The organism is Halomonas aestuarii (genome assembly GCF_001886615.1).
GTDB lineage: Bacteria > Pseudomonadota > Gammaproteobacteria > Pseudomonadales > Halomonadaceae > Halomonas > Halomonas aestuarii.
In genome coordinates this window covers 2,372,147-2,390,275 of the sequence record NZ_CP018139.1, presented here as the reverse complement: position 1 = coordinate 2,390,275, position 18,129 = coordinate 2,372,147, and the positions used below count along the sequence as shown (strand labels likewise).

General features: G+C 67.9%; 19 protein-coding genes and 2 tRNA genes. 6 read left to right on the top strand and 15 right to left on the bottom strand.

The features are described 5' to 3' along the window. Nucleotides 1-55: 55 nt before the first annotated feature. The 4 genes from purC to dapA are packed head-to-tail and all read right to left on the bottom strand — an operon-like array spanning nt 56 to nt 3,508. Nucleotides 56-769, bottom strand: coding sequence for a phosphoribosylaminoimidazolesuccinocarboxamide synthase (gene purC, locus BOX17_RS11105; RefSeq protein WP_071944544.1), 714 nt, complete (start codon nt 767-769; stop codon nt 56-58). A 40-nt stretch (nt 770-809) separates the two neighbouring features. Further along, nucleotides 810-1,604 carry an MBL fold metallo-hydrolase gene (locus BOX17_RS11100; RefSeq protein WP_071944542.1) on the bottom strand — a complete coding sequence of 265 codons (795 nt, stop codon included), beginning with the start codon at nt 1,602-1,604 and terminating at the stop codon, nt 810-812. After that, nucleotides 1,604-2,575, bottom strand: a complete 972-nt coding sequence (locus tag BOX17_RS11095; protein ID WP_071944540.1) for a lipoprotein, NlpB — start codon at nt 2,573-2,575, stop codon at nt 1,604-1,606. The genes BOX17_RS11100 and BOX17_RS11095 overlap by 1 nt, the downstream gene beginning before the upstream one ends. 48 nt (nt 2,576-2,623) lie before the next feature. Continuing rightward, entirely contained in the window at nt 2,624-3,508 is an 885-nt protein-coding gene (gene dapA, locus BOX17_RS11090) for a 4-hydroxy-tetrahydrodipicolinate synthase (RefSeq protein ID WP_071944538.1), read from the bottom strand. Between the two features lie 193 nt (nt 3,509-3,701). Between dapA and BOX17_RS11085 the strand changes: the two genes are divergently transcribed. Then, nucleotides 3,702-4,178 (top strand): peroxiredoxin, encoded by a 477-nt coding sequence (locus BOX17_RS11085; protein WP_071944536.1) that lies wholly within the window; start codon nt 3,702-3,704, stop codon nt 4,176-4,178. A 28-nt stretch (nt 4,179-4,206) separates the two neighbouring features. Here BOX17_RS11085 and BOX17_RS11080 read toward each other — a convergent pair whose 3' ends face one another. Together BOX17_RS11080 and BOX17_RS11075 are read right to left on the bottom strand one after the other, a co-directional pair. After that, nucleotides 4,207-5,310, bottom strand: a complete 1,104-nt coding sequence (locus tag BOX17_RS11080) for an AI-2E family transporter (protein WP_071944534.1) — start codon at nt 5,308-5,310, stop codon at nt 4,207-4,209. Next, a complete protein-coding gene (locus tag BOX17_RS11075) occupies nt 5,307-5,555 on the bottom strand; it encodes a sulfurtransferase TusA family protein (protein WP_071944532.1) in 249 nt (82 codons plus the stop codon). Before BOX17_RS11075 ends, BOX17_RS11080 begins: the two co-directional genes overlap by 4 nt. Nucleotides 5,556-5,690: 135 nt before the next feature. Here BOX17_RS11075 and BOX17_RS11070 point away from each other — a divergent pair, with 135 nt between their 5' ends. Beyond that, nucleotides 5,691-7,205, top strand: a complete 1,515-nt coding sequence (locus BOX17_RS11070; protein WP_071944530.1) for a M48 family metalloprotease — start codon at nt 5,691-5,693, stop codon at nt 7,203-7,205. 104 nt (nt 7,206-7,309) lie between these two features. Here the strand turns inward: BOX17_RS11070 and nadA are convergent, their stop codons facing one another. Next, on the bottom strand, nt 7,310-8,338 hold the full coding sequence (gene nadA / locus BOX17_RS11065; RefSeq protein ID WP_071946832.1) for a quinolinate synthase NadA: 1,029 nt from the start codon (nt 8,336-8,338) through the stop codon (nt 7,310-7,312). Between the two features lie 465 nt (nt 8,339-8,803). Here nadA and BOX17_RS11060 point away from each other — a divergent pair, with 465 nt between their 5' ends. Next, a complete protein-coding gene (locus BOX17_RS11060; protein ID WP_071944528.1) occupies nt 8,804-9,025 on the top strand; it encodes a glycine zipper 2TM domain-containing protein in 222 nt (73 codons plus the stop codon). A gap of 92 nt (nt 9,026-9,117) precedes the next feature. Here the strand turns inward: BOX17_RS11060 and BOX17_RS11055 are convergent, their stop codons facing one another. Continuing rightward, nucleotides 9,118-9,762: a Crp/Fnr family transcriptional regulator gene (locus tag BOX17_RS11055; RefSeq protein WP_244272134.1), complete on the bottom strand. Its 645-nt coding sequence runs from the start codon at nt 9,760-9,762 to the stop codon at nt 9,118-9,120. A 284-nt stretch (nt 9,763-10,046) separates the two neighbouring features. Continuing rightward, on the bottom strand, nt 10,047-10,766 hold the full coding sequence (locus tag BOX17_RS11050; RefSeq protein WP_071944524.1) for a Crp/Fnr family transcriptional regulator: 720 nt from the start codon (nt 10,764-10,766) through the stop codon (nt 10,047-10,049). Between the two features lie 519 nt (nt 10,767-11,285). Between BOX17_RS11050 and BOX17_RS11045 the strand changes: the two genes are divergently transcribed. Both BOX17_RS11045 and BOX17_RS11040 read left to right on the top strand, forming a co-directional pair. Continuing rightward, entirely contained in the window at nt 11,286-12,434 is a 1,149-nt protein-coding gene (locus BOX17_RS11045) for a diguanylate cyclase domain-containing protein (RefSeq protein ID WP_071944522.1), read from the top strand. A gap of 5 nt (nt 12,435-12,439) precedes the next feature. Beyond that, the gene (locus BOX17_RS11040) at nt 12,440-12,688 is read left to right on the top strand and encodes a hypothetical protein (RefSeq protein WP_071944520.1); all 249 of its coding nucleotides are present in this window, start codon (nt 12,440-12,442) and stop codon (nt 12,686-12,688) included. Between the two features lie 107 nt (nt 12,689-12,795). Here BOX17_RS11040 and BOX17_RS11035 read toward each other — a convergent pair. The 6 genes from BOX17_RS11035 to BOX17_RS11010 all read right to left on the bottom strand — a co-directional run bounded on the left by BOX17_RS11035 (nt 12,796) and on the right by BOX17_RS11010 (nt 17,776). Further along, nucleotides 12,796-12,871, bottom strand: a tRNA-Lys gene (locus BOX17_RS11035). Nucleotides 12,872-12,901: 30 nt separating this feature from the next. After that, nucleotides 12,902-12,977, bottom strand: a tRNA-Lys gene (locus BOX17_RS11030). A gap of 78 nt (nt 12,978-13,055) precedes the next feature. Further along, the gene (gene rluB / locus BOX17_RS11025) at nt 13,056-13,916 is read right to left on the bottom strand and encodes a 23S rRNA pseudouridine(2605) synthase RluB (RefSeq protein WP_071944518.1); all 861 of its coding nucleotides are present in this window, start codon (nt 13,914-13,916) and stop codon (nt 13,056-13,058) included. Next, complete coding sequence (gene scpB, locus BOX17_RS11020) at nt 13,913-14,797, bottom strand: SMC-Scp complex subunit ScpB (protein ID WP_071944516.1); 885 nt, start codon at nt 14,795-14,797, stop codon at nt 13,913-13,915. The genes rluB and scpB overlap by 4 nt, the downstream gene beginning before the upstream one ends. Next, entirely contained in the window at nt 14,794-15,759 is a 966-nt protein-coding gene (locus BOX17_RS11015) for a segregation and condensation protein A (RefSeq protein ID WP_071944514.1), read from the bottom strand. The genes scpB and BOX17_RS11015 overlap by 4 nt, the downstream gene beginning before the upstream one ends. An 85-nt stretch (nt 15,760-15,844) precedes the next feature. Continuing rightward, entirely contained in the window at nt 15,845-17,776 is a 1,932-nt protein-coding gene (locus BOX17_RS11010; protein WP_086830736.1) for a DEAD/DEAH box helicase, read from the bottom strand. 97 nt (nt 17,777-17,873) lie between these two features. Between BOX17_RS11010 and BOX17_RS11005 the strand changes: the two genes are divergently transcribed. Then, on the top strand, nt 17,874-18,086 hold the full coding sequence (locus BOX17_RS11005; RefSeq protein WP_071944512.1) for a hypothetical protein: 213 nt from the start codon (nt 17,874-17,876) through the stop codon (nt 18,084-18,086). Nucleotides 18,087-18,129: the final 43 nt, after the last annotated feature.

Genomic DNA, 18,129 nt, shown 5'->3' with positions numbered 1-18,129 from the left:
GCAGGGCCCTTCGTCATGGCGGCGCTCGACGCGACACCCAGCGCGACACCCGATGTCAGCCGAAGTCGACGCCGATGCGGCGACCGACCTCCTCGTAGGACTCGATCACGTTCCCCAGCCCCTGGCGGAAGCGGTCCTTGTCGAGCTTCTCGCGGGTCTCGGCATCCCACAGGCGACAGCCGTCGGGGGAGAACTCGTCCCCCAGCACGATCTGGCCGTGGAAGAGGCCGAACTCGAGCTTGTAGTCCACCAGCAGCATGCCGCCCTCGGCAAAGAGCGCCTTGAGCACCTCGTTGACCCGGAAGGTCAGCGCCTTCATCTCGGCCAGCTGGTCGGGGGTCGCCCAGCCGAAGGTCTCGGCCAGCGACTCGTTGATCATCGGGTCGTGGAGGGCGTCGTTCTTGAGGAACAGCTGGAAGGTCGGCGGGGTCAGCTCCTGGCCCTCCTCGACGCCGAGGGTCTTCACCAGGCTGCCGGCGGCGATGTTACGCACCACGCACTCCACCGGGATCATCTCGAGGTTCTTGACCACGCACTCGGTATCGGAGAGCAGGCTCTCGAAGTGGGTGGGGATCCCGGCCTCCTGGAGCTTGCCCATGATGAAGGCATTGAAGCGGTTGTTGACCCGGCCCTTGCGCTCAAGCGACTCCACCCGCCGACCGTCGAAGGCACTGGTGTCGTTGCGGAAGTGCAGGATCAGGCGATCCGGGTCATCGGTGGCGTAGACCGACTTGGCCTTGCCGGCGAAGAGTTCTTGGCGCTTTTCCATGGGAGCCTCCAGAGGCGAGGATACGGGTAAGGATGGTCGTTCAGCCGAGGGTCTGCCACGCCAGGCCATCGTCCTGGGCGGCGACCCTCAGCCGGGAGTCATCGCCGTCGAGCAGTGGCACCAGGGCCTCCAGGGCCAGCTCGGGGCGGTTGTTGTGTTCGGAGAGATGCGAGCAGACGATGCGCTGCAGGCGGTCGAGCCCCAGTCGCTGCAGCAGCCAGGCCGCCTGGCCATTGGCCAGGTGGCCCCAGTCGCCGCCCACCCGACGCTTGAGGCTCGCGGGATAGGGACCCTCGGCGAGCATGCGCGGGTCGTGGTTGCATTCCAGCACCAGGCCGTCGCAGCCGGCGAAGGCCTCGACCACGTGGGCGCTGGGATGCCCGAGGTCGGTCAGCAGGCCGAGGCGCTGCCTGCCCCCGGCGATGCAGAACTGCACCGGTTCGCGCGCGTCATGGGGCACCGTCACCGGGTCGATGACCAGTCCCTTGACGGCGAACCTCGCCTGGGGGGTGATCCAGTGGCGCAGCGGCAGCTCGCCGAGCCTTCCCGACAGCCAGGTGCCGGGGGTCAGGTAGACCGGCACCCCGTGGCGTCGGGCCAGGGGGCCCACGCCACGCACGTGGTCGCCGTGCTCGTGGGTCACCAGCAGGGCATCGAGCTGGCGAGGGTGCAGTCCCAGGCGAGCCAGGCGACGCTCGGTCTCGCGCAGGCCGAAGCCGCAGTCGACGAGCAGGTGCGTCTCGCCATCGCTGACCAGGGTGGCGTTGCCCTTGCTGCCGCTGCCCAGGGAGGCGAAGGTGAGGCGCCCGGGGGCGCCCGACGCCGGGCCCCTCATCAGCGCAGCAGGCCCGCCACCCGCTCGAGCAGCTCGCGCTGGTCCTGGTCGGAAAGCTCGCCGGCCTCGCCGACCCCCGTCGCCCTCAGCACGGTCTCCTCGGGACCGAGGGCCTCGAGCGCCAGGCGGACCCTGCGCGGCTCGTCGCCGAGGTCCAGGGAGGCCAGCGAACTGAGCAGGCCCTGCTCGCGCTCGCTCAGGGTCAGGTAGTCCACCAGGAAGGCATGCCCGCTCGGGTCACGGTCGAGCAGCTCGCGGCGGCCCTCGATGGCGAAGTCGATCTCCAGCTGGTGGCTGAGCTCGGCCCAGACCCGATCCACGCCGAAGGGCAGGATCACCCGCCAGTCGTCACCGCGCTGCTCGAACCGGGCGCGATCCAGTCTCTCGGGACGCTGGGCGGTCAGGGAGGCGACGCTGGAGGACGCGCTGAGCGCCTGGAAGTGTCGCTCCAGCGCGGTCAGGCAGCCCGTGTCGGTGGCGCCGCCGCGCTCGCAGAGAATCTCGCTGTCGCCGCTGCGCAGCCCCTGCCGGACGCGGAACCTGGCCTCCTCGGTCTCCAGCAGGCCGCGGCCCGGGTCACGGGCGGTGACGTCCAGTCCGCGACGCTGCACGAAACGCTCGAGCTCCGGCCATATCGCCGCGGGGTCGGCGCCCACCACCAGCCAGGCGTCGCTGCCGATCTCGCGGCGCTCGACATAGCCGGGCTCCCTGGCCCGTCCGGGCGACAGGGCCTGGGGCAGCGGCGCCTCCACCACCCCGTCCTCGGCGGGACGGGTGCCGCTCACCTCGGGCACCGGCATGGCATCCCGGTAGCGATTGGCATTGCGGGCGTCCGGCAGCACCAGGGGGGCACTCTCCTCGGCCTCGGCGTAGTCGAGGTTGCGGTCATGATAGAAGCCATCACGGGCACAGCCGGCCATGGCCAGGGCGATCACCGCCACCAGCGGCATGCCTTTCAGCGCAGAGTTCATGCGTCCACCTTGCCTAGTGTTGTGCGGAGTGCGGTGCCCGGGCACCGCTCAGTCGTCGATCAGGCCCGCCAGCTGCAGGGCCTCGCTGACGGTGGAATGGTACTTCTCGGACAGCCAGGTCAGCGGCAGCCGAATGCCCGCCTCGAGGTGGCCCATGCGGTACAGCGCCCACTTGACCGGGATCGGGTTGGACTCGATCCCGAGGTTGGTGTGCAGCGGCATCAGGCGGGTGTTGATCTGGTGGGCCCTGTCGGCGTCGCCGGCCACGGCGGCGCTGCAGAGCTCATGCATGGCCCGGGGGGCCACGTTGGCGGTCACCGAGATGTCGCCATGACCGCCCATCAGCATGAAGTCGCAGGCGGTGGCGTCATCCCCGGAGTAGAGCATGAAGTCGCTGCCCTTGAGCCGCGCGATCAGGTCCTCGGCGCGCTCCAGGTTGCCGGTGGCATCCTTGAGGCCGATGATCTTGTCGACGTCGGCCAGGCGCAGCACGGTCTCGTTGTAGATGTCGGAGCAGGTGCGCCCCGGCACGTTGTAGAGGATCACCGGCAGGTCGCTGCTCTCGGCGATGGCCTTGAAGTGCCGGTAGAGGCCTTCCTGGGTGGGCTTGTTGTAGTAGGGCGCCACGGTCAGGCAGCAGTCGGCGCCGACCTCGCTGGCGTAGCGGGCCAGTTCCACCGCCTCGGTGGTGTTGTTGGAGCCGGTGCCGGCGATGACCGGAATGCGTCCATCGACCTCCTCCACCACGGTGCGGATGACGTCGAAGTGCTCGGCGAAGGACATGGTCGTCGGCTCGCCGGTGGTGCCGGCCGCCACGATCGCATCGGTGCCGTTGTCGAGATGAAAGTGCACCAGGCGACGCAGGGCCTCCCAGTCGATGTCGCCGTTGACCTTCATCGGCGTCGCCAGCGCGACGATACTGCCAGTGATCATCCTTTCGTTTCCTCTCGATTCGCCTACATTCGCGGCCTCTCGGACCCGGGCAACGCGCCGGGACCTGCCCCGGTGCCAAGGGCCAAATGGTACTCAGGCCTCGGGAGCCTGTACAGCCGCGACTTTACAGTTGGCCGCGGCTTGCGTGTAATCAGGGCTTTCCCCTCCCCCAATGCCACAAAGGAGTCCGTCCATGAGCGTCAGCCTCGGCGAGCCCGTCCCCGACTTCACCGCCACCGCCACCGGCGATACCACCGTGCAGCTCTCCGACCTGAAGGGGCAGCAGGTGGTGATCTACTTCTACCCCAAGGCCAGCACGCCGGGCTGCACCACCGAGGGCGGCGACTTCCGCGATCGCAAGGCGGCCTTCGAGGCTGCGAACACCGTGATCCTGGGCGTCTCCCGGGACGGCATCCGGGCCCAGGAGAACTTCAAGGCCAAGCAGGGGTTCAACTTCGCGCTGATCTCCGACAAGGATGAGGCGGTGTGCCGGCTGTTCGACGTCATCAAGCTCAAGAAGCTCTACGGCAAGGAGCACCTGGGCATCGAGCGCAGCACCTTCCTGATCGATGCGGACGGCCGGCTTGCCCACGAGTGGCGGGGCGTCAAGGTCAAGGACCATGCCCAGGAGGTGCTGGAGGCGGCCCAGGCGCTGCACGCCGGGCCGTGATCGCGCCTGGGCCGCGGGGCGGAGGCGGTCAGGACCCGGCGGCCCGCTCTTCCTGGGAGACTTCCTGGCGGCGCTGCTTGAGGCCCCTGGGCCAGGCATAGACCAGCGCCTTGAGCAGGGTCGCCAGGGGAATGGCGAAGAAGATGCCCCAGAAGCCCCACACCCCGCCGAAGAACAGCACCGCCAGGATGATCGACACCGGGTGCAGGTTCACCGCCTCGGAGAACAGCACCGGCACCAGCACGTTGCCGTCCAGCGCCTGGATCACGCCGTAGGCGATGATCACGTAGAGGAACTGGTCGCCCAGGCCGAAGTGGAAGCCGGCCACGGCCGCCACCGGCAGGGTCGCCACCGCGGCGCCGATGAAGGGCACCAGCACCGAGAGGCCCACCATGACCGCCAGCAGGGCCGAATAGGGCAGTCCGAAGAAGGCGAAGGTGAAGAAGGCCACGCCGCCGACGATGATGATCTCGGTGAACTTGCCGCGCACGTAGTTGGCGATCTGGTCGTCCATCTCCTGCCAGACCCGCGTCATCAGCCCGCGATGCCGCGGCAGCAGCGAGACGACGAACCCCACCAGCCGGTCGCGATCCTTGAGCATGAAGAAGACCAGGATCGGCACCAGCACCAGGTAGACGATCAGCCCCACCAGGTTGCCCAGGGAGGCCAGCGAAAGGGTCAGGGCCCGCTGGCCGAGCTGGGTCACCTCGCGGCCGGCCATGCCGATCCAGGCCTGGATCTGGTCCGGGGTCGCCAGCTGCGGGTAGCGCACCTGGAGGTCGTCGAGCAGCTGCTGGACGCTGGCGAACATGCGCGGCGTCTCCTGGACCAGGTTGATCAGCTGGTTCCAGATCAGCGGCATCAGGATGAGCGCCATCGCGAACAGCACCCCGATGAAGGCCAGGAAGACCAGCATCACCGCCAGGAAGTGCGGCACGCGTCGCCGGGTCAGCGCGCTCACCGCCCCCTGCAGCAGGAAGGCGATCACCAGGGCGGTCAGGAAGGGCGCCAGCATCTTGCCGAGCCAGATCACCACGGCGAAGCCGAGCACCAGCACGATCAGCAGGATGACCGCCTCCTCGTCGGAGAGGTAGTGGTCCATCCAGCTGCGAAACACCGCCCTCAGGGTCATGAAGCCTGCTCCCCGCCCTTGCGAATCCAGTAGTGGTAGACCTCGCCCCGCTCCTCGCGGGCCGGCATCTCATGGTCGCTCTGGGCGATGAAGGTCTCGAAGTCGCGCCAGGAGCCCGCGTCGGTGGCCCTGACCTCCAGCAGCTGGCCGGGCGCGAGACGCGCCAGGGCCTGCTTGGCCTTGAGCAGCGGCAGTGGGCAGGGAAGACCGCGGGCATCGAGCTGGTCGTCGGGTTGCAGCGCCATGTTGTCTCCCGGGAGAATGCAGTGTGTCGTGCAGGCCAGCGGGTCCACACGCAAGCCCTTGCGATTTAAAGGCACTTTGCGGGCCGAATCAATGTCAGAGCAGGACGCACGCCCCTGCTTTCGCCCTTGACGAGGATGGCCATGCTGCGTCTAACCGGAACCCCCCTCATCGCCTGTGCCCTCTGCGTGGCCCTTGCCCTCCCGGTGCAGGCCCAGTCCACCGGGCGCTACGAGGCACCGGGCCTGACCCGCAGCAGCGGGACGCCGACCAGCGGCGGGGACTATGGCCTGCCGAGCCTGACCCAGAGCGACAGCCAGGCCATCAGCGGCGAGGAGGCCCGCCTGGGACGCGCCTGGCTGCGCCAGTTCCGCGCCCGCGCCCCCGAGTGGCAGGATGCCATCGCCCAGGACTACGTGGAGTCGCTGGTGGCCCGCCTGCTGCCCCACAGCGGCCTGGGTAATGCCCATCCCATCGTGACCCTGGTGGAGAGCCGCCTGCTCAATGCCTTCGCGGTGCCCGGCGGGGTGATCGGGGTCAATGCCGGGCTCTTCGCCTTCGCCGAGCAGGAGGCCGAGCTGGCCTCGGTGATCGCCCATGAGCTCGGCCACCTCTCCCAGCGCCACTATGCCCGCGGCCAGGCCCGCACCGAACAGACCCAGATCCCGGCGATGGCCGCCATGCTGGCCGGCATGCTGATCGCCGCCGGCGGCGGCGGCGATGCCGGCATCGCCGCCGCCATGGGCTCCCAGGCGGCCTTCTTCCAGGACCAGCTGCGCTACTCCCGGCGCTTCGAGCAGGAGGCCGACCGCGTCGGCCTGCAGGCGATGGCCGACGCCGGCTACGAACCCGACGCCATGGTGGAGATGTTCCGCGCCATGCAGCGCATGATGAGCCTGCAGGGGGGAACCCCGCCGGAATTCCTGCTGACCCACCCGATGACCGAGTCGCGCATCAGCGATACCGAGGCCCGCGCCAGCCAGATCGCCGTGGCCACCCCGCGCGACGGGGACCTCGAGTACCAGCTGGTCCGGGCCCGTGCCCTGCAGGCGATCCACTCCCGCGACCCTCGGCAGGCCAGCACCCGCCTGGCCCAGGACGAGGCGCCAGCACCGGCCCGGCGCTACCTGGCGGCCCTGATCGACGCCGACGCGGGTCGCACCGACCGGGCCCTGCGCGAGCTAGACGCCCTGTCCCGGATGCTGCCCGACCTGGCGATGGTGCCGGCCACGGCGACCCAGGTCGCCTTCGAGGCCGGGCGCCTTGACAACGCCATCGCGCGCAGCCGCCGCCAGCTGCGGCTGATGCCGGACTACGTGCCGGCCAGCCGGCTGTTCGGGGAGGCGCTGCTACAGCGCGACCCCGACGAGGCGTATCGCGTGCTCCGCGACCTGGCCGAGCGCCGCCCCGAGGATCCGCAGGTGTTCACCCTGCTCGCCGAGGCCGCCGGACGCAGTGGCCGGGAGGCCTGGGGCCACCTGGCCCGCGCCGAACAGCTGCAGCTCACCGGCCGCATCGACCGCGCCATCCGCCAGCTCGAGGTCGCCAAGGAGGTCGCCCGGCAGCAGGACGACCGCGCCGCGGCCATCGAGATCGAGCGGCGCCGGGAGGCCTTCCTCGGCTACCGGGAAGCGCTGGAGGAGTTTCAGTAGCAGCGGCAAGCGGCAAGCGGCAAGCGGCAAGTCCGCAGCAAAGGAAAACCCCGGAGGTCTCAGCCTTCGGGGTTTCCTGTAGCTCGGCGCTTGTGGCTCGGCGCTTACTTCTTGAAGTTGAGCATCCGCTCCAGGGGCTTCAGGGCGGCCAGGCGCAGGTCGGCATCGACGAAGATCTCGCCCGTTCCCTGGCGCAGCGCGCCGGCCAGGTTGTCCAGGGCGTTCATCGCCATCCAGGGACAGTGGGCGCAGCTCTTGCAGGTGGCGCCATTGCCGGCGGTGGGCGCCTCGAAGAGGATCTTCTCGGGGACCGCCTGCTGCATCTTGAAGAAGATGCCGCGGTCGGTGGCCACGATCAGCTTGTCGTGGGGCAGCTCCCTGGCCGCCGTGATCAGCTGGGAGGTGGAGCCCGCCACGTCGGCCAGCTCCACCACCGCGGCCGGCGACTCCGGGTGCACCAGCACCGCCGCATCAGGATAGAGTCCCTTGAGGTCCTCGACGCCCTGGGCCTTGAACTCCTCGTGGACGATGCAGGCGCCGTCCCAGAGCAGCATGTCGGCACCGGTCTGCTTCTGGATGTAGCCCCCGAGGTGCTTGTCCGGGGCCCAGAGGATCTTCTCGCCGCGCGCCTGGAGGTGCTCGATCACGTCCACGGCAATGGAGGAGGTCACCACCCAGTCAGCACGCGCCTTCACCGCCGCGGAAGTGTTGGCATAGACCACCACGGTGCGGTCGGGATGGGCGTCGCAGAAGGCGCTGAACTCGTCGGCCGGGCAGCCCAGGTCCAGCGAGCAGGTCGCCTCCAGGGTGGGCATCAGCACCCGCTTCTCCGGGGAGAGGATCTTGGCCGTCTCGCCCATGAAGCGCACGCCGGCCACCACCAGGGTGTCCGCCTCGTGCCGGGCGCCGAAGCGCGCCATCTCCAGGGAATCGGCCACGCAGCCGCCGGTCTCCTCGGCGAGCCGCTGGATGGCATCGTCGGTGTAGTAGTGCGCCACCAGCACGGCGTTGTTGGCCTCGAGAAGCGCCTTGATCTCCTCGATGCGCGCCTCGTCCTCGGCGAGGATGCGGGTGGGGCAGTAGGTGCGTGCCAGCTGCTCGCGCAGCTCGGCACGGGAAGTCATGATCGTCATCGTGTCTACCACTGTGACCGGCAGGGGCTCCCCCTGCATTGCACCAGGTGCCGCCGCTCGTGCACTCCGCACGGGGCAACACGCCAGAGGGTCAACCGCTGCGTCTGTCGCGATGGCCGACCCAACGCCATTCTAGACCAGAATGCCCGGCCATTGTTCGATTCCGGGCAGAAAGTGTGGCATGGGGGGGCGAAATTTATCGACGGCGTTGGTGTGCCAGCGCACCGACCGCTGGCTCCAAGTGCCGCCAAGATGGGCTCACCGATGCTTCACGATGTCGTCAAGCCCGCACCGCAACTCGAGCTCATCACGCCCCCATCCAGCCCCCCACGATTCGCCCCGGCCCCGATACGTCGGCGTGCGTCTCACCCGGCCCAAGGGGGACATCAACTAGACTGAAAGGGTGAAGCCGTCACTTGTGCTTCGTCCCTCAACGTGTCGCGCTTGCGACAGGGGGTTATTCCCATGAACACACTGCACCAATCCAAGCTTGCTATCGTGATGATGGCATTGCTGCTCACTCTCTCGGGCTGTTCCGGCATGTCGGAACAGGACAGGAACACCGCCCTTGGCGCGGGTGCGGGCGCCATCGGTGGCTCCGTGCTGACCGGTGGCAGCACGATGGGCACCATCGGCGGTGCAGCCGTCGGCGGCGTCATTGGCCACGAAACCAGCAAGCCTGAATGATGTGACCGAATAGCTGGGTGGCGCGATGGGCGAAGACATCAGTGCGTTCCGAGCCGACCATCCAGCCTGAGATTCATGGCCGGCCGCTCCGATCATGCCGGCCCTTCAAGCAACCGTGCATAGAGCTCACGGTCCGCGACATAGCACCCACAAGAAGCCGCTATCAGACCCGCCCGATTCACCACCGTGATATCCCCACGGTGATAGTGAATCAACCCGCGCGCCTGAAGCGCCATGGCGGCCAGGGTGATGCCGGCGCGCCTCACCCCCAGCATCATGGCGAGAAACTCGTGGGTGAGATGCAGCCGTTCGGAGTACGTTCGGTCCTGAGTCATCAGCAGCCAGCGCGCCAGTCGTGCCTCGACCTGGTGAAAGTGGGTGCAGGCCGCCGAACGGGCAAGCTGGGTCATCAGCACATGAAGGTAGCGTTTCAACAGCAGCTGCAGGAAGGGACTTTGCTCCAGCAGGCCCAGGAAGGAGGCACCCGGGATGCGCAGGGCCGAACCGCTCCCCTGCACCAGGGCGAGCAGGGGAGACGCTTCGACTCCCAGAATCAGCGAAACGCCGAACATGCCCTCGCTCCCGGCCATCGCCACTTCCATCCGCTGGCCGTCGTCCAGGCTCGCGATCAGGGAAATGAAGCCGGTCAGGGGAAAATAGACATGCGAGATGGGCGCATCGGGCGCGACGAGCACGTCGCCGAACACCAGCTCGACGGTCTCGCTGGAGGCGACCAAGAGGTCTCTCTCCCGGCATGGCAAGCTGTCGAGAAGGTGATTGGTGGCCGGACGGGGAGATGAAGGTCGCATGTGCGTGCTCCTGGTGGAAAACCGGCAATCGGCACATGGCAATGAATCACTCAGCTCCGACGTCGACGGCCGCCAGGGAGGGATCAGACATCCTCCGACAAGCCGCCGAGCGAACACTGGCATATCCACCATCATGCCGTCGGTGCGCCAGGAGACATACGCGGGAAAGGCCCTGCTCACCACCATGCCGCTCCGCGAGGGACAGGGCACCTTCACCCGGGACGCTGATAGCTCAGCAGGCGATCGTACTCCTTCTTGACGACCGCATAGCACTCACCGACCCGCGCTTCCAGGCCAGGCCTGTCCAGGACGCAGATACGCCCGCGATGGTAGGAAATCAGTCCGGCTTTCTGCAGCTTGCCGGCCGACTCGGTGACGCCCTCTCGGCGCACGCCGAGCATGTTGGCGATCAGTTCCTGGGTCATGACCAGTTCGTTGGTCGGCAAGCGATCCAGGCTCAGCAACAGCCAGCGACACAGCTGCTGATCCAGGCTGTGATGACGGTTGCATACCGCCGTCTGCGCCATCTGGGTGATCAGGGCCTGGGTGTAGCGCAACAACAGGAACTGGAGCGTTGACGCGCGATCGAACTCGTCCTTCAGCAGCTGCCCCTTGAGGCGATAGGCACTGCCGGCACTCTGCACGACGGCGCGGCTCGGCGTGGTTTCGCCGCCCATGAACAGCGAGATGCCGACGATCCCCTCGGCACCGACGACGGCAATTTCCGTCGAATCACCCGCTTCCATGACGCATAGCAGCGATACGATGGAATCCGTCGGAAAATAGACATGGCGCATCACCATGCCCGACTCGACCAGCGACTCCCCCAGCGTCAGCTCGACCCGCTCGAGGTGGGGCGCCAGGCGCTCGTATTCGTCCCGCGGCAGGGCCGCCAGCAGGTGATTCTGGCGAGGATCATGTTGCAGGGCCATGACTGACACTCCCGAGTCGGTCAGGCCACCCCCGACCGCAGGGTCGGCAGAGAGGACTTGGCCGATGGTGGTTGACGATACGGGGCAGCCGCGGAAACACCTTGCCGGACTCACCCCGGATCACGTCAAGAAACAGGCAACAGGCTGCCCGACAGCACCAGGCAGGCGATCACCCCTGGAAATACACCGAGAAACGCTGACTCGCTGCATGCCCCGCCGACACAGGCGCAGGGCGCGATGCCCATGCTGTGTACGCTAACGCACGGAAGCGACCCCGTCACGCCACTAGGCTTGATGACTATCGGCCAGGCGCGCCAGGACAGGGACAGGGGGCAGGCGACGCCTGGCCACCCGGGGCTCGCAGGCAGGCGGAACAGGAAACCGACTCATGCAAGTGCCCACCTTTCGGATGATCACGTCGCTGGCCTCACGGTCTCGGGCGCCCCACCGTGCCCCGCCGCTCTCGACTCACCGTCGGGCGTGCGGCCCATGGCTGATGCACCCACCAGGAGCGAATGCATGAGAGACGACAACTCGGTGCCTCAGGGCATCGTCTGGACGCCGCTCCCTGCCGCCTCCTTACCCGCCGGGCACCCGGTGCGGCAAGGGCTCCACCCGACGGTGGACGTCACCTCCGAGCGAAAAGCGACCGTCCCGAGACGGGACGTCGCCGCCATCCTGGAGGCCGAGAGGGCATGGGCGCGGGTGGTGCTCGACGCCATTGATGATGGCGTCCTGACCATCGACCTTCTGGGGAGGGTCACCCACATGAATCGCGTGGCGGAGACCCTGACAGGCTGGTCGCAACCGGAAGCGATCGGCAAGCCACTCTCCCGCGTGTTCCATCTCGTCGACGGCAAGACACAGCAGACGACCATCCCCCCCGGGCGGCGTGCCATCGAGGAGAACAGGACGGCAGGCTTCGCCCTGGATTGCGTGCTGGTCCGCCAGGATGGCAGCAAGCTCGAGATCGAGGATTCGGCGGCGCCCATCCATGACCGGGAAGGTCGCGTCACCGGCGCCGTGATCGTGTTCCACGATGCCACCCGGTCCCAGGTCATGCTCGAGCGGATGGCCTATCTGGCGCAGCATGATGCCCTCACCGGCCTGCCCAATCGCGCCCTGCTGACGGAACGGCTCTCCCGGGCCATCAGCCTGGCCCGGCGACACCGACACCTGGTCGCCCTGCTCTATCTCGACCTGGATGCCTTCAAGCCCATCAATGACGCCCTGGGTCATGACGTGGGCGACCGCCTGCTCCAGGCGGTGGCGGGTCGTCTCCAGGAGTGCATGCGCGACATCGACACCGTCTGCCGGCAGGGCGGCGACGAATTCGTGATCCTGCTCGCCGAGATCCGGCAACCCGAGGATGCCACCACGGTCGCGGAAAAACTGCTGGCGGCCCTGAGCAGGCCGTTCCATGTCCAGGGCCATGAACTCCTCGTCACGCTGAGCATCGGCATCAGCCTCTACCCGGATGATGCCGATGATGCCGATGCCCTGATGCAGAACGCCGACACGGCCATGTACCACACCAAGCGAAATGGCCGAAATGGGCATCGGAGCTTCACGGCCGAGATGGATGGCCGGCCCCTTCAACGAAGACGGATCGACTCAGGCCTTCAGCGTCTTCTTCCGCCGTCGCAGGGCGTATTCAACTTTTCGTGAGCCCCATGTACGCCACCGCACAGACGGTAGGGTACCGTTCGCTTACTCTCGGCATGGGTGAGGCAAGGGAACAGCCTGTACAGGGAGTTGCACCAACGCGTCGCAGGGACCGCGACGCCATCACCACAACCATGGCACAGGATCCTCACACGGGATCATGCGCCGCAGAGGAGTATCTCATGAACAACATCGTCTGGATCGTCGGCGCCGTCGTCATCGTGCTGGTGGTTCTATCCGTCCTCGGCCTGCGTTGAGTCAGGCGAGCCGAACGCCGTAAGCTCGACTAAGCTCGACAGAGACATGACCCCATAATGACAAAGCGCCCTCGCTTCCAGGAAGCGAGGGCGCTTTGTTATCGATCTGGTGGGTCGTGTAGGATTCGAACCTACGACCAATTGGTTAAAAGCCAACTGCTCTACCAACTGAGCTAACGACCCGGTGCTTGCGTGCAAGCATACAGGTCCGGATGGTGGGTCGTGTAGGATTCGAACCTACGACCAATTGGTTAAAAGCCAACTGCTCTACCAACTGAGCTAACGACCCTTCCGAACGGGTGCAGATATTACTGATCTGCCCCCGTGATGGCAAGTGATTTTTGCCTTTGGTCGAAGCGCGAGAGGCTCACCCGCGACCGCGCTGGCCCTTGGGCTTGCGCATGGCCTGCACCGGCCGACGCTTGTGCTTGTCGCGGCTCCAGCGGTTCTTCTCGTCCGGGGTCAGCTCCGGCACCTTGCGCGCCGCCAGCCCGGCCGTCTCGGCCAGATCGTCGATCTCGTCCTGGGAGAGCTCCACCCACTCCCCGGCCTTGGTCCGCTTGTCGAGGAAGATGTTGCCATAGCGCACCCGCTTGAGGCGGCTGACGGTCAGGCCCTGGGACTCCCACAGCCGGCGAACCTCGCGGTTGCGCCCTTCCATGATCACCACGTGGAACCAGGTGTTGATCCCTTCGCCACCGAACTCCTGCACGTCGGAGAAGTTCGCCGGACCATCGTCGAGCATCACGCCCTCGACCATGGCCTTCACCTGCTCCTTCTTCACCTCGCCCATCACGCGAACGGCGTATTCCCGCTCCACCTGCGTGGAGGGATGCATCAGCTTGTTGGCCAGCTCGCCATCGGTGGTGAACAGCAGCAGGCCGCTGGTGTTGATGTCCAGGCGGCCGATGGCGATCCAGCGCTCGCCCTTGAGGCGCGGCAGGCGATCGAAGACGGTGCGGCGCCCTTCCGGGTCCTTGCGGGTGCAGAGCTCACCCTCGGGCTTGTTGTACATGATCACCCGGCGCGGCACGTCCTCGGCGCCGCGCAGGGTCACCGGGCGATCGTCGAGGGCCACCCGATCGCGCATGTCGATGCGGTCGCCCAGGGTCGCCACCTGGCCGTTGACCTTGACCCGCCCATCGGCGATGGCCGTTTCCATCTCGCGGCGCGATCCCAGCCCGGCACGGGCCAGGACCTTCTGCAGTTTCTCGGTGGTAGTGCTCATCGGTCATCGTTCTCACTGGATGTGGATTCCGTGCCCGGGGCAGCGTCATCGTCGACGCGGCCCCGGGCACGTTCGGACAGGCGAGCCTCAAGATCGGCGAAGCTCAGTCCTGCCCGCTCGGACGCCGTCCCGGCGTGGTCATCGTCGTCGGCCCTCCCGGCCGTCGCGTCGGTCGTCGCCTCTCCCGCCTCGGCGGTCTCCGGCACGACCTCGCCGCCCTCCTCGGGCGGCGCTGTCTCGTCGTCTCTCTCGTCTTCCGCGTCGTCCTCGTCCGCCGGCGCGTCCGCCTGGGCCAGCAACTCGGACTGGGGGGGCGGGGCCTCGTCCTCGAGGGTCGGCTCCTCGAACTGCTTGAGCTCGTGCATCGGCGGCAGCTCGTCGAGGGTCCGCAGCCCGAAGTCGTCGAGGAAGCTGCGGGTGGTGGCATAGACCGCCGGGCGACCCGGCACGTCGCGGTGGCCCACCACCCGAACCCAGCCGCGGTCGAGCAGGGTGCGCATGATCGAGCCGCTCACCGTGACGCCGCGCACCTCCTCGATGTCGCCGCGGGTCACTGGCTGGCGATAGGCGATCAGGGCCAGGGTCTCCAGCAGCGCCCGGGAGTAGCGCTGGGGACGCTCGTCCCACAGCCGCGATACCCAGGGCGAGAGCCGCGGACGGATACGCAGCTGGTAGCCCGAGGCGGTCTCGAGCAGTTCCATCGCCCCCTGCTCGTGGCGAAGCCCAAGGCGCTCGAGGGCCTCCCGCAGGGCGCGTCGCGGCGGGCGCTCGTGGTCGTCGAAGAGCCCTTCCAGGCGCTCCAGGCCCAGCGGCTCCCCGGCCGCCAGCAGCGCCGCCTCGAGGATCTCGTCCAGGGCATCGGGAAATTCCATGGCGGTCATGCCGGGTCGCTCTCGTCCTGGTTGTCGCGACGATCATCGCGAAGGTCATCGTCGAAGGGGCTCTCGCCGCCCTCCTCGTCCTCCACGGCCTCCTCCTCGAAGGCCTCTTCCTCGTCCAGCCGGGCCCGCACGTGGATCGGCGAGAGCGGCGCGTTCTGCACGATCTCGATCATCGCTTCCTTGGCGAGCTCGAGGATCGCCATGAAGGTGACGATCACCCCGGCCCGCCCCTCCTCGAGGGTGAACAGCGCCTCGAAGGGGGTGTAGTGCTCGCGCGACAGCCGCTCCATGATCGCCAGCATGCGCTCCCGGGTGGAGAGACCCTCGCGGCTGATCTGGTGGGCCTGGTTGAGCTCGGCACGCCGCAGGATGCCGGCCAGGGCCCCGAGCAGCTCGTCGAGCTCTACCTCCGGGTGGATCACCCGGGCCTCAAGGGGCGGCAGCGAGGCCCGGGCCGGAAACCAGTCCCGTCCCAGGCGCGGCAGCTCGGCCAGGGCCTCGGCGGCATTCTTGAGCCGCTCGTACTCCTGCAGGCGGCGGATCAGCTCGGCGCGCGGGTCCTCCTCGTCGTCATCGTCGCCCTCCTTCGGCGGGCGCGGCAGCAGGGTACGCGACTTGATCTCGGCGAGCATCGCCGCCATCAGCAGGTACTCCCCGGCCAGCTCGATCTCCATGGCCTTCATCAGTTCCACGTACTCGATGTACTGCCGGGTGATGGCCGCCACGTTGATGGCCAGGATGTCCAGGTTCTGCCGGCGGATCAGGTAGAGCAGCAGGTCCAGCGGGCCCTCGAAGGCCTCCAGGAAGACCCTGAGGGCCTCTGGGGGGATGTAGAGGTCCTCGGGCAGCTCGGTGATCGGCTCGTCGAACAGGCGACCCAGCACGTCGGCCTGGACGTCGGCGGCCGGGACGGCATCGGGGTCGGCCCGCTCGGGCGCTTCACTCTGGGGGGTGTCGCTCACGCGGGGCCTGGCCTCCCGACTGCACGGCGGATGATCGATCGTGCAGTCTAGCAATTCCTGGCCCGGGAGGGTAAACCGCCGGGGCTCATGCCAGCGATTCGGCCCGGCGATAGCGCCCGGTGTAGTCGAAGAGTTTCTCGCGGACCTGCCAGTGGCGCCCCACCTTGCGCCCCACCACGAAGTCCGGCGCCCGCAGGCGTCGCTGCTCGGTGACCACCTCCTCGGGCGTGGTCGGCGACCAGCGGCTGCCGGGCGCCCGCAGATGGTCGCGCAGGAAGGCCGCGGCGAAGGCGCCGCGCTGCGCCGGCGTCTCCAGGGCGAACCACTCGCTCAGGGTCACGCCCTCCTCGTCGTGGTAGGTGACCTTGAGGCGGGCCATGCCACGGCCGTTGACCGTCGCCTCGAGCTGCATCCCGCCGACCCTCAGCACCCTGGCGTCACGAAGCTTCAGGGCCGCCTTGAGCTTGTCGTCGGCATCCACCAGCAGCGCCTGGCAGCCGTGGCAGCGCCGGGCGGCGATATCGTTCTCGGCGCCGCAGTCGCCGCAGACCTTGAAGCGGAAGCGGAACGAACACTGCTCCATTGCCGACGTTGGCGGTATCGATCTCGCTCCTTGCGTGCGGGCCTGGGCGCGATAGTCGGAGTTTGAATTTACGCTTTTCGCGCGGGGTCGGGCGCGATAGTCGGAGTTTGAATTTGCGCTTTTCGCGCGGGGTCGGGCGCGTTTATTAGTAGCCACAAGCCCCTGGCAGCGCCGCCCGAAGTGCTCGATGACCAGCTCGCCGTCACGCTTGCCCCAGAAGAGGTTGGGGTGATCGCACTGGGGGCATGGCACCTGCACCGGCTCGCTGTCGCCGGCCGGCTTCGGGCTTCCCACCTCGGGGGCGTAGAGGTCCCAGGGGTTGCCGGCGTAGTCCAGGACCAGGCAGTCGTCCTTGCCCGGCGAGAGGCGCAGGCCACGGCCGACGATCTGCTGGTAGAGGCTCACCGACTCGGTGGGCCGCAGGATGGCGATCAGGTCCACGTGGGGGGCATCGAAGCCGGTCGTCAGCACCGCCACGTTGACCAGGTACTTGCACTCGCGGGCCTTGAAGGCGGCGATGATCCGCTCGCGCTCGGCGGAGGGGGTCGCCCCGGTGATCAGGGCCGCCTCCCCGGCCGGCAGGTAGCCCATGATCTCCTCGGCGTGGGCCACGGTGGCGGCAAACAGCATTACCCCGCGGCGCTCCCGGGCGCGCTCGATCACCTCGGCGATGATGCCCGGGGTGGCCCGGTGGCCGGCGACGACCCGATCCAGGGCCTCCTCGCTGAAGATCCCGCTCGAGGCGGGCGAAAGCCGGGAGAAGTCGTAGCGCTCGACGGCGGCATCGACCCGTCGGGGCGTCGCCAGGTAGCCCTGCCTGACCATCAGGCGCAGCGGCTGCTCGAAGACGCAGTCGCGAAAGAAGCACGCCTCGTCGCCGCGCACCATGCCATGGTGGTGGCGATGGTAGATGAAGCCCTGGCCCAGCCGGTAGGGCGTGGCCGTGAGGCCCAGCACCTTTAGGCGCGGATGGGCGCGGCGCAGGCGGTCGATCACCCGGCGGTAGCTGGAATCCTCCTCGGGCGACACCCGGTGGCACTCGTCGATCACCAGCAGGGTGAACTGGCCATCGTCGAAGTCATCGAGATGGCGCACCACCGACTGCACCGAACCGAACACCACCTGGCGGGCGGCCTCCCGGCGCCCGAGCCCCGCGCTGAAGATGTCCGCCGTCAGGCCATAGGTCTGGTACTTGGCGTGATTCTGCTCAACCAGCTCCCGCACATGGGCCAGCACCAGCACCCGCCCCCGGGCCAGGCGCGCCAGCTCGGCGATCACCAGCGACTTGCCGCTGCCGGTGGGCAGCACCACCACCGCAGGGTCGTCGGAGGCCCGGAAATGCTCGATCACACGGTCCACCGCCCGGGCCTGATAGGGGCGCAGCGACGGGGCGCCGCCCTCCCCGGGGAAGGGCTTGTCGGCGGAGCTTGTCATGCGTCAACTCTTGACCTCGAAGGGTAGTGCCATGATACCTAGAGGAGAATCAGGGACGATAGCCGTCGTCCATCCCCCCGCAGAAGGAGAAACGCCCATGCAAGTGAAGACCAGTCCCGAGTGCCCCAAGTGCGGCAGCCGGGTGAAACGCTTCCCGCCGGGCCGCGAGGACCAGTACCACGTGTACTGCGACGAGTGCGGCCATGACTTCGGCCGGTTCGACTACTTCCAGGCCCAGTTCCGCCATGTCATCGAGGATCTCGAGGCGCACCTCAAGCAGGACGACGCCAAGGACGACAGCCGCTCCTGACCCCTCCCGGCGCCCCCGCCACAGACGCCGACGCCCGGGCACG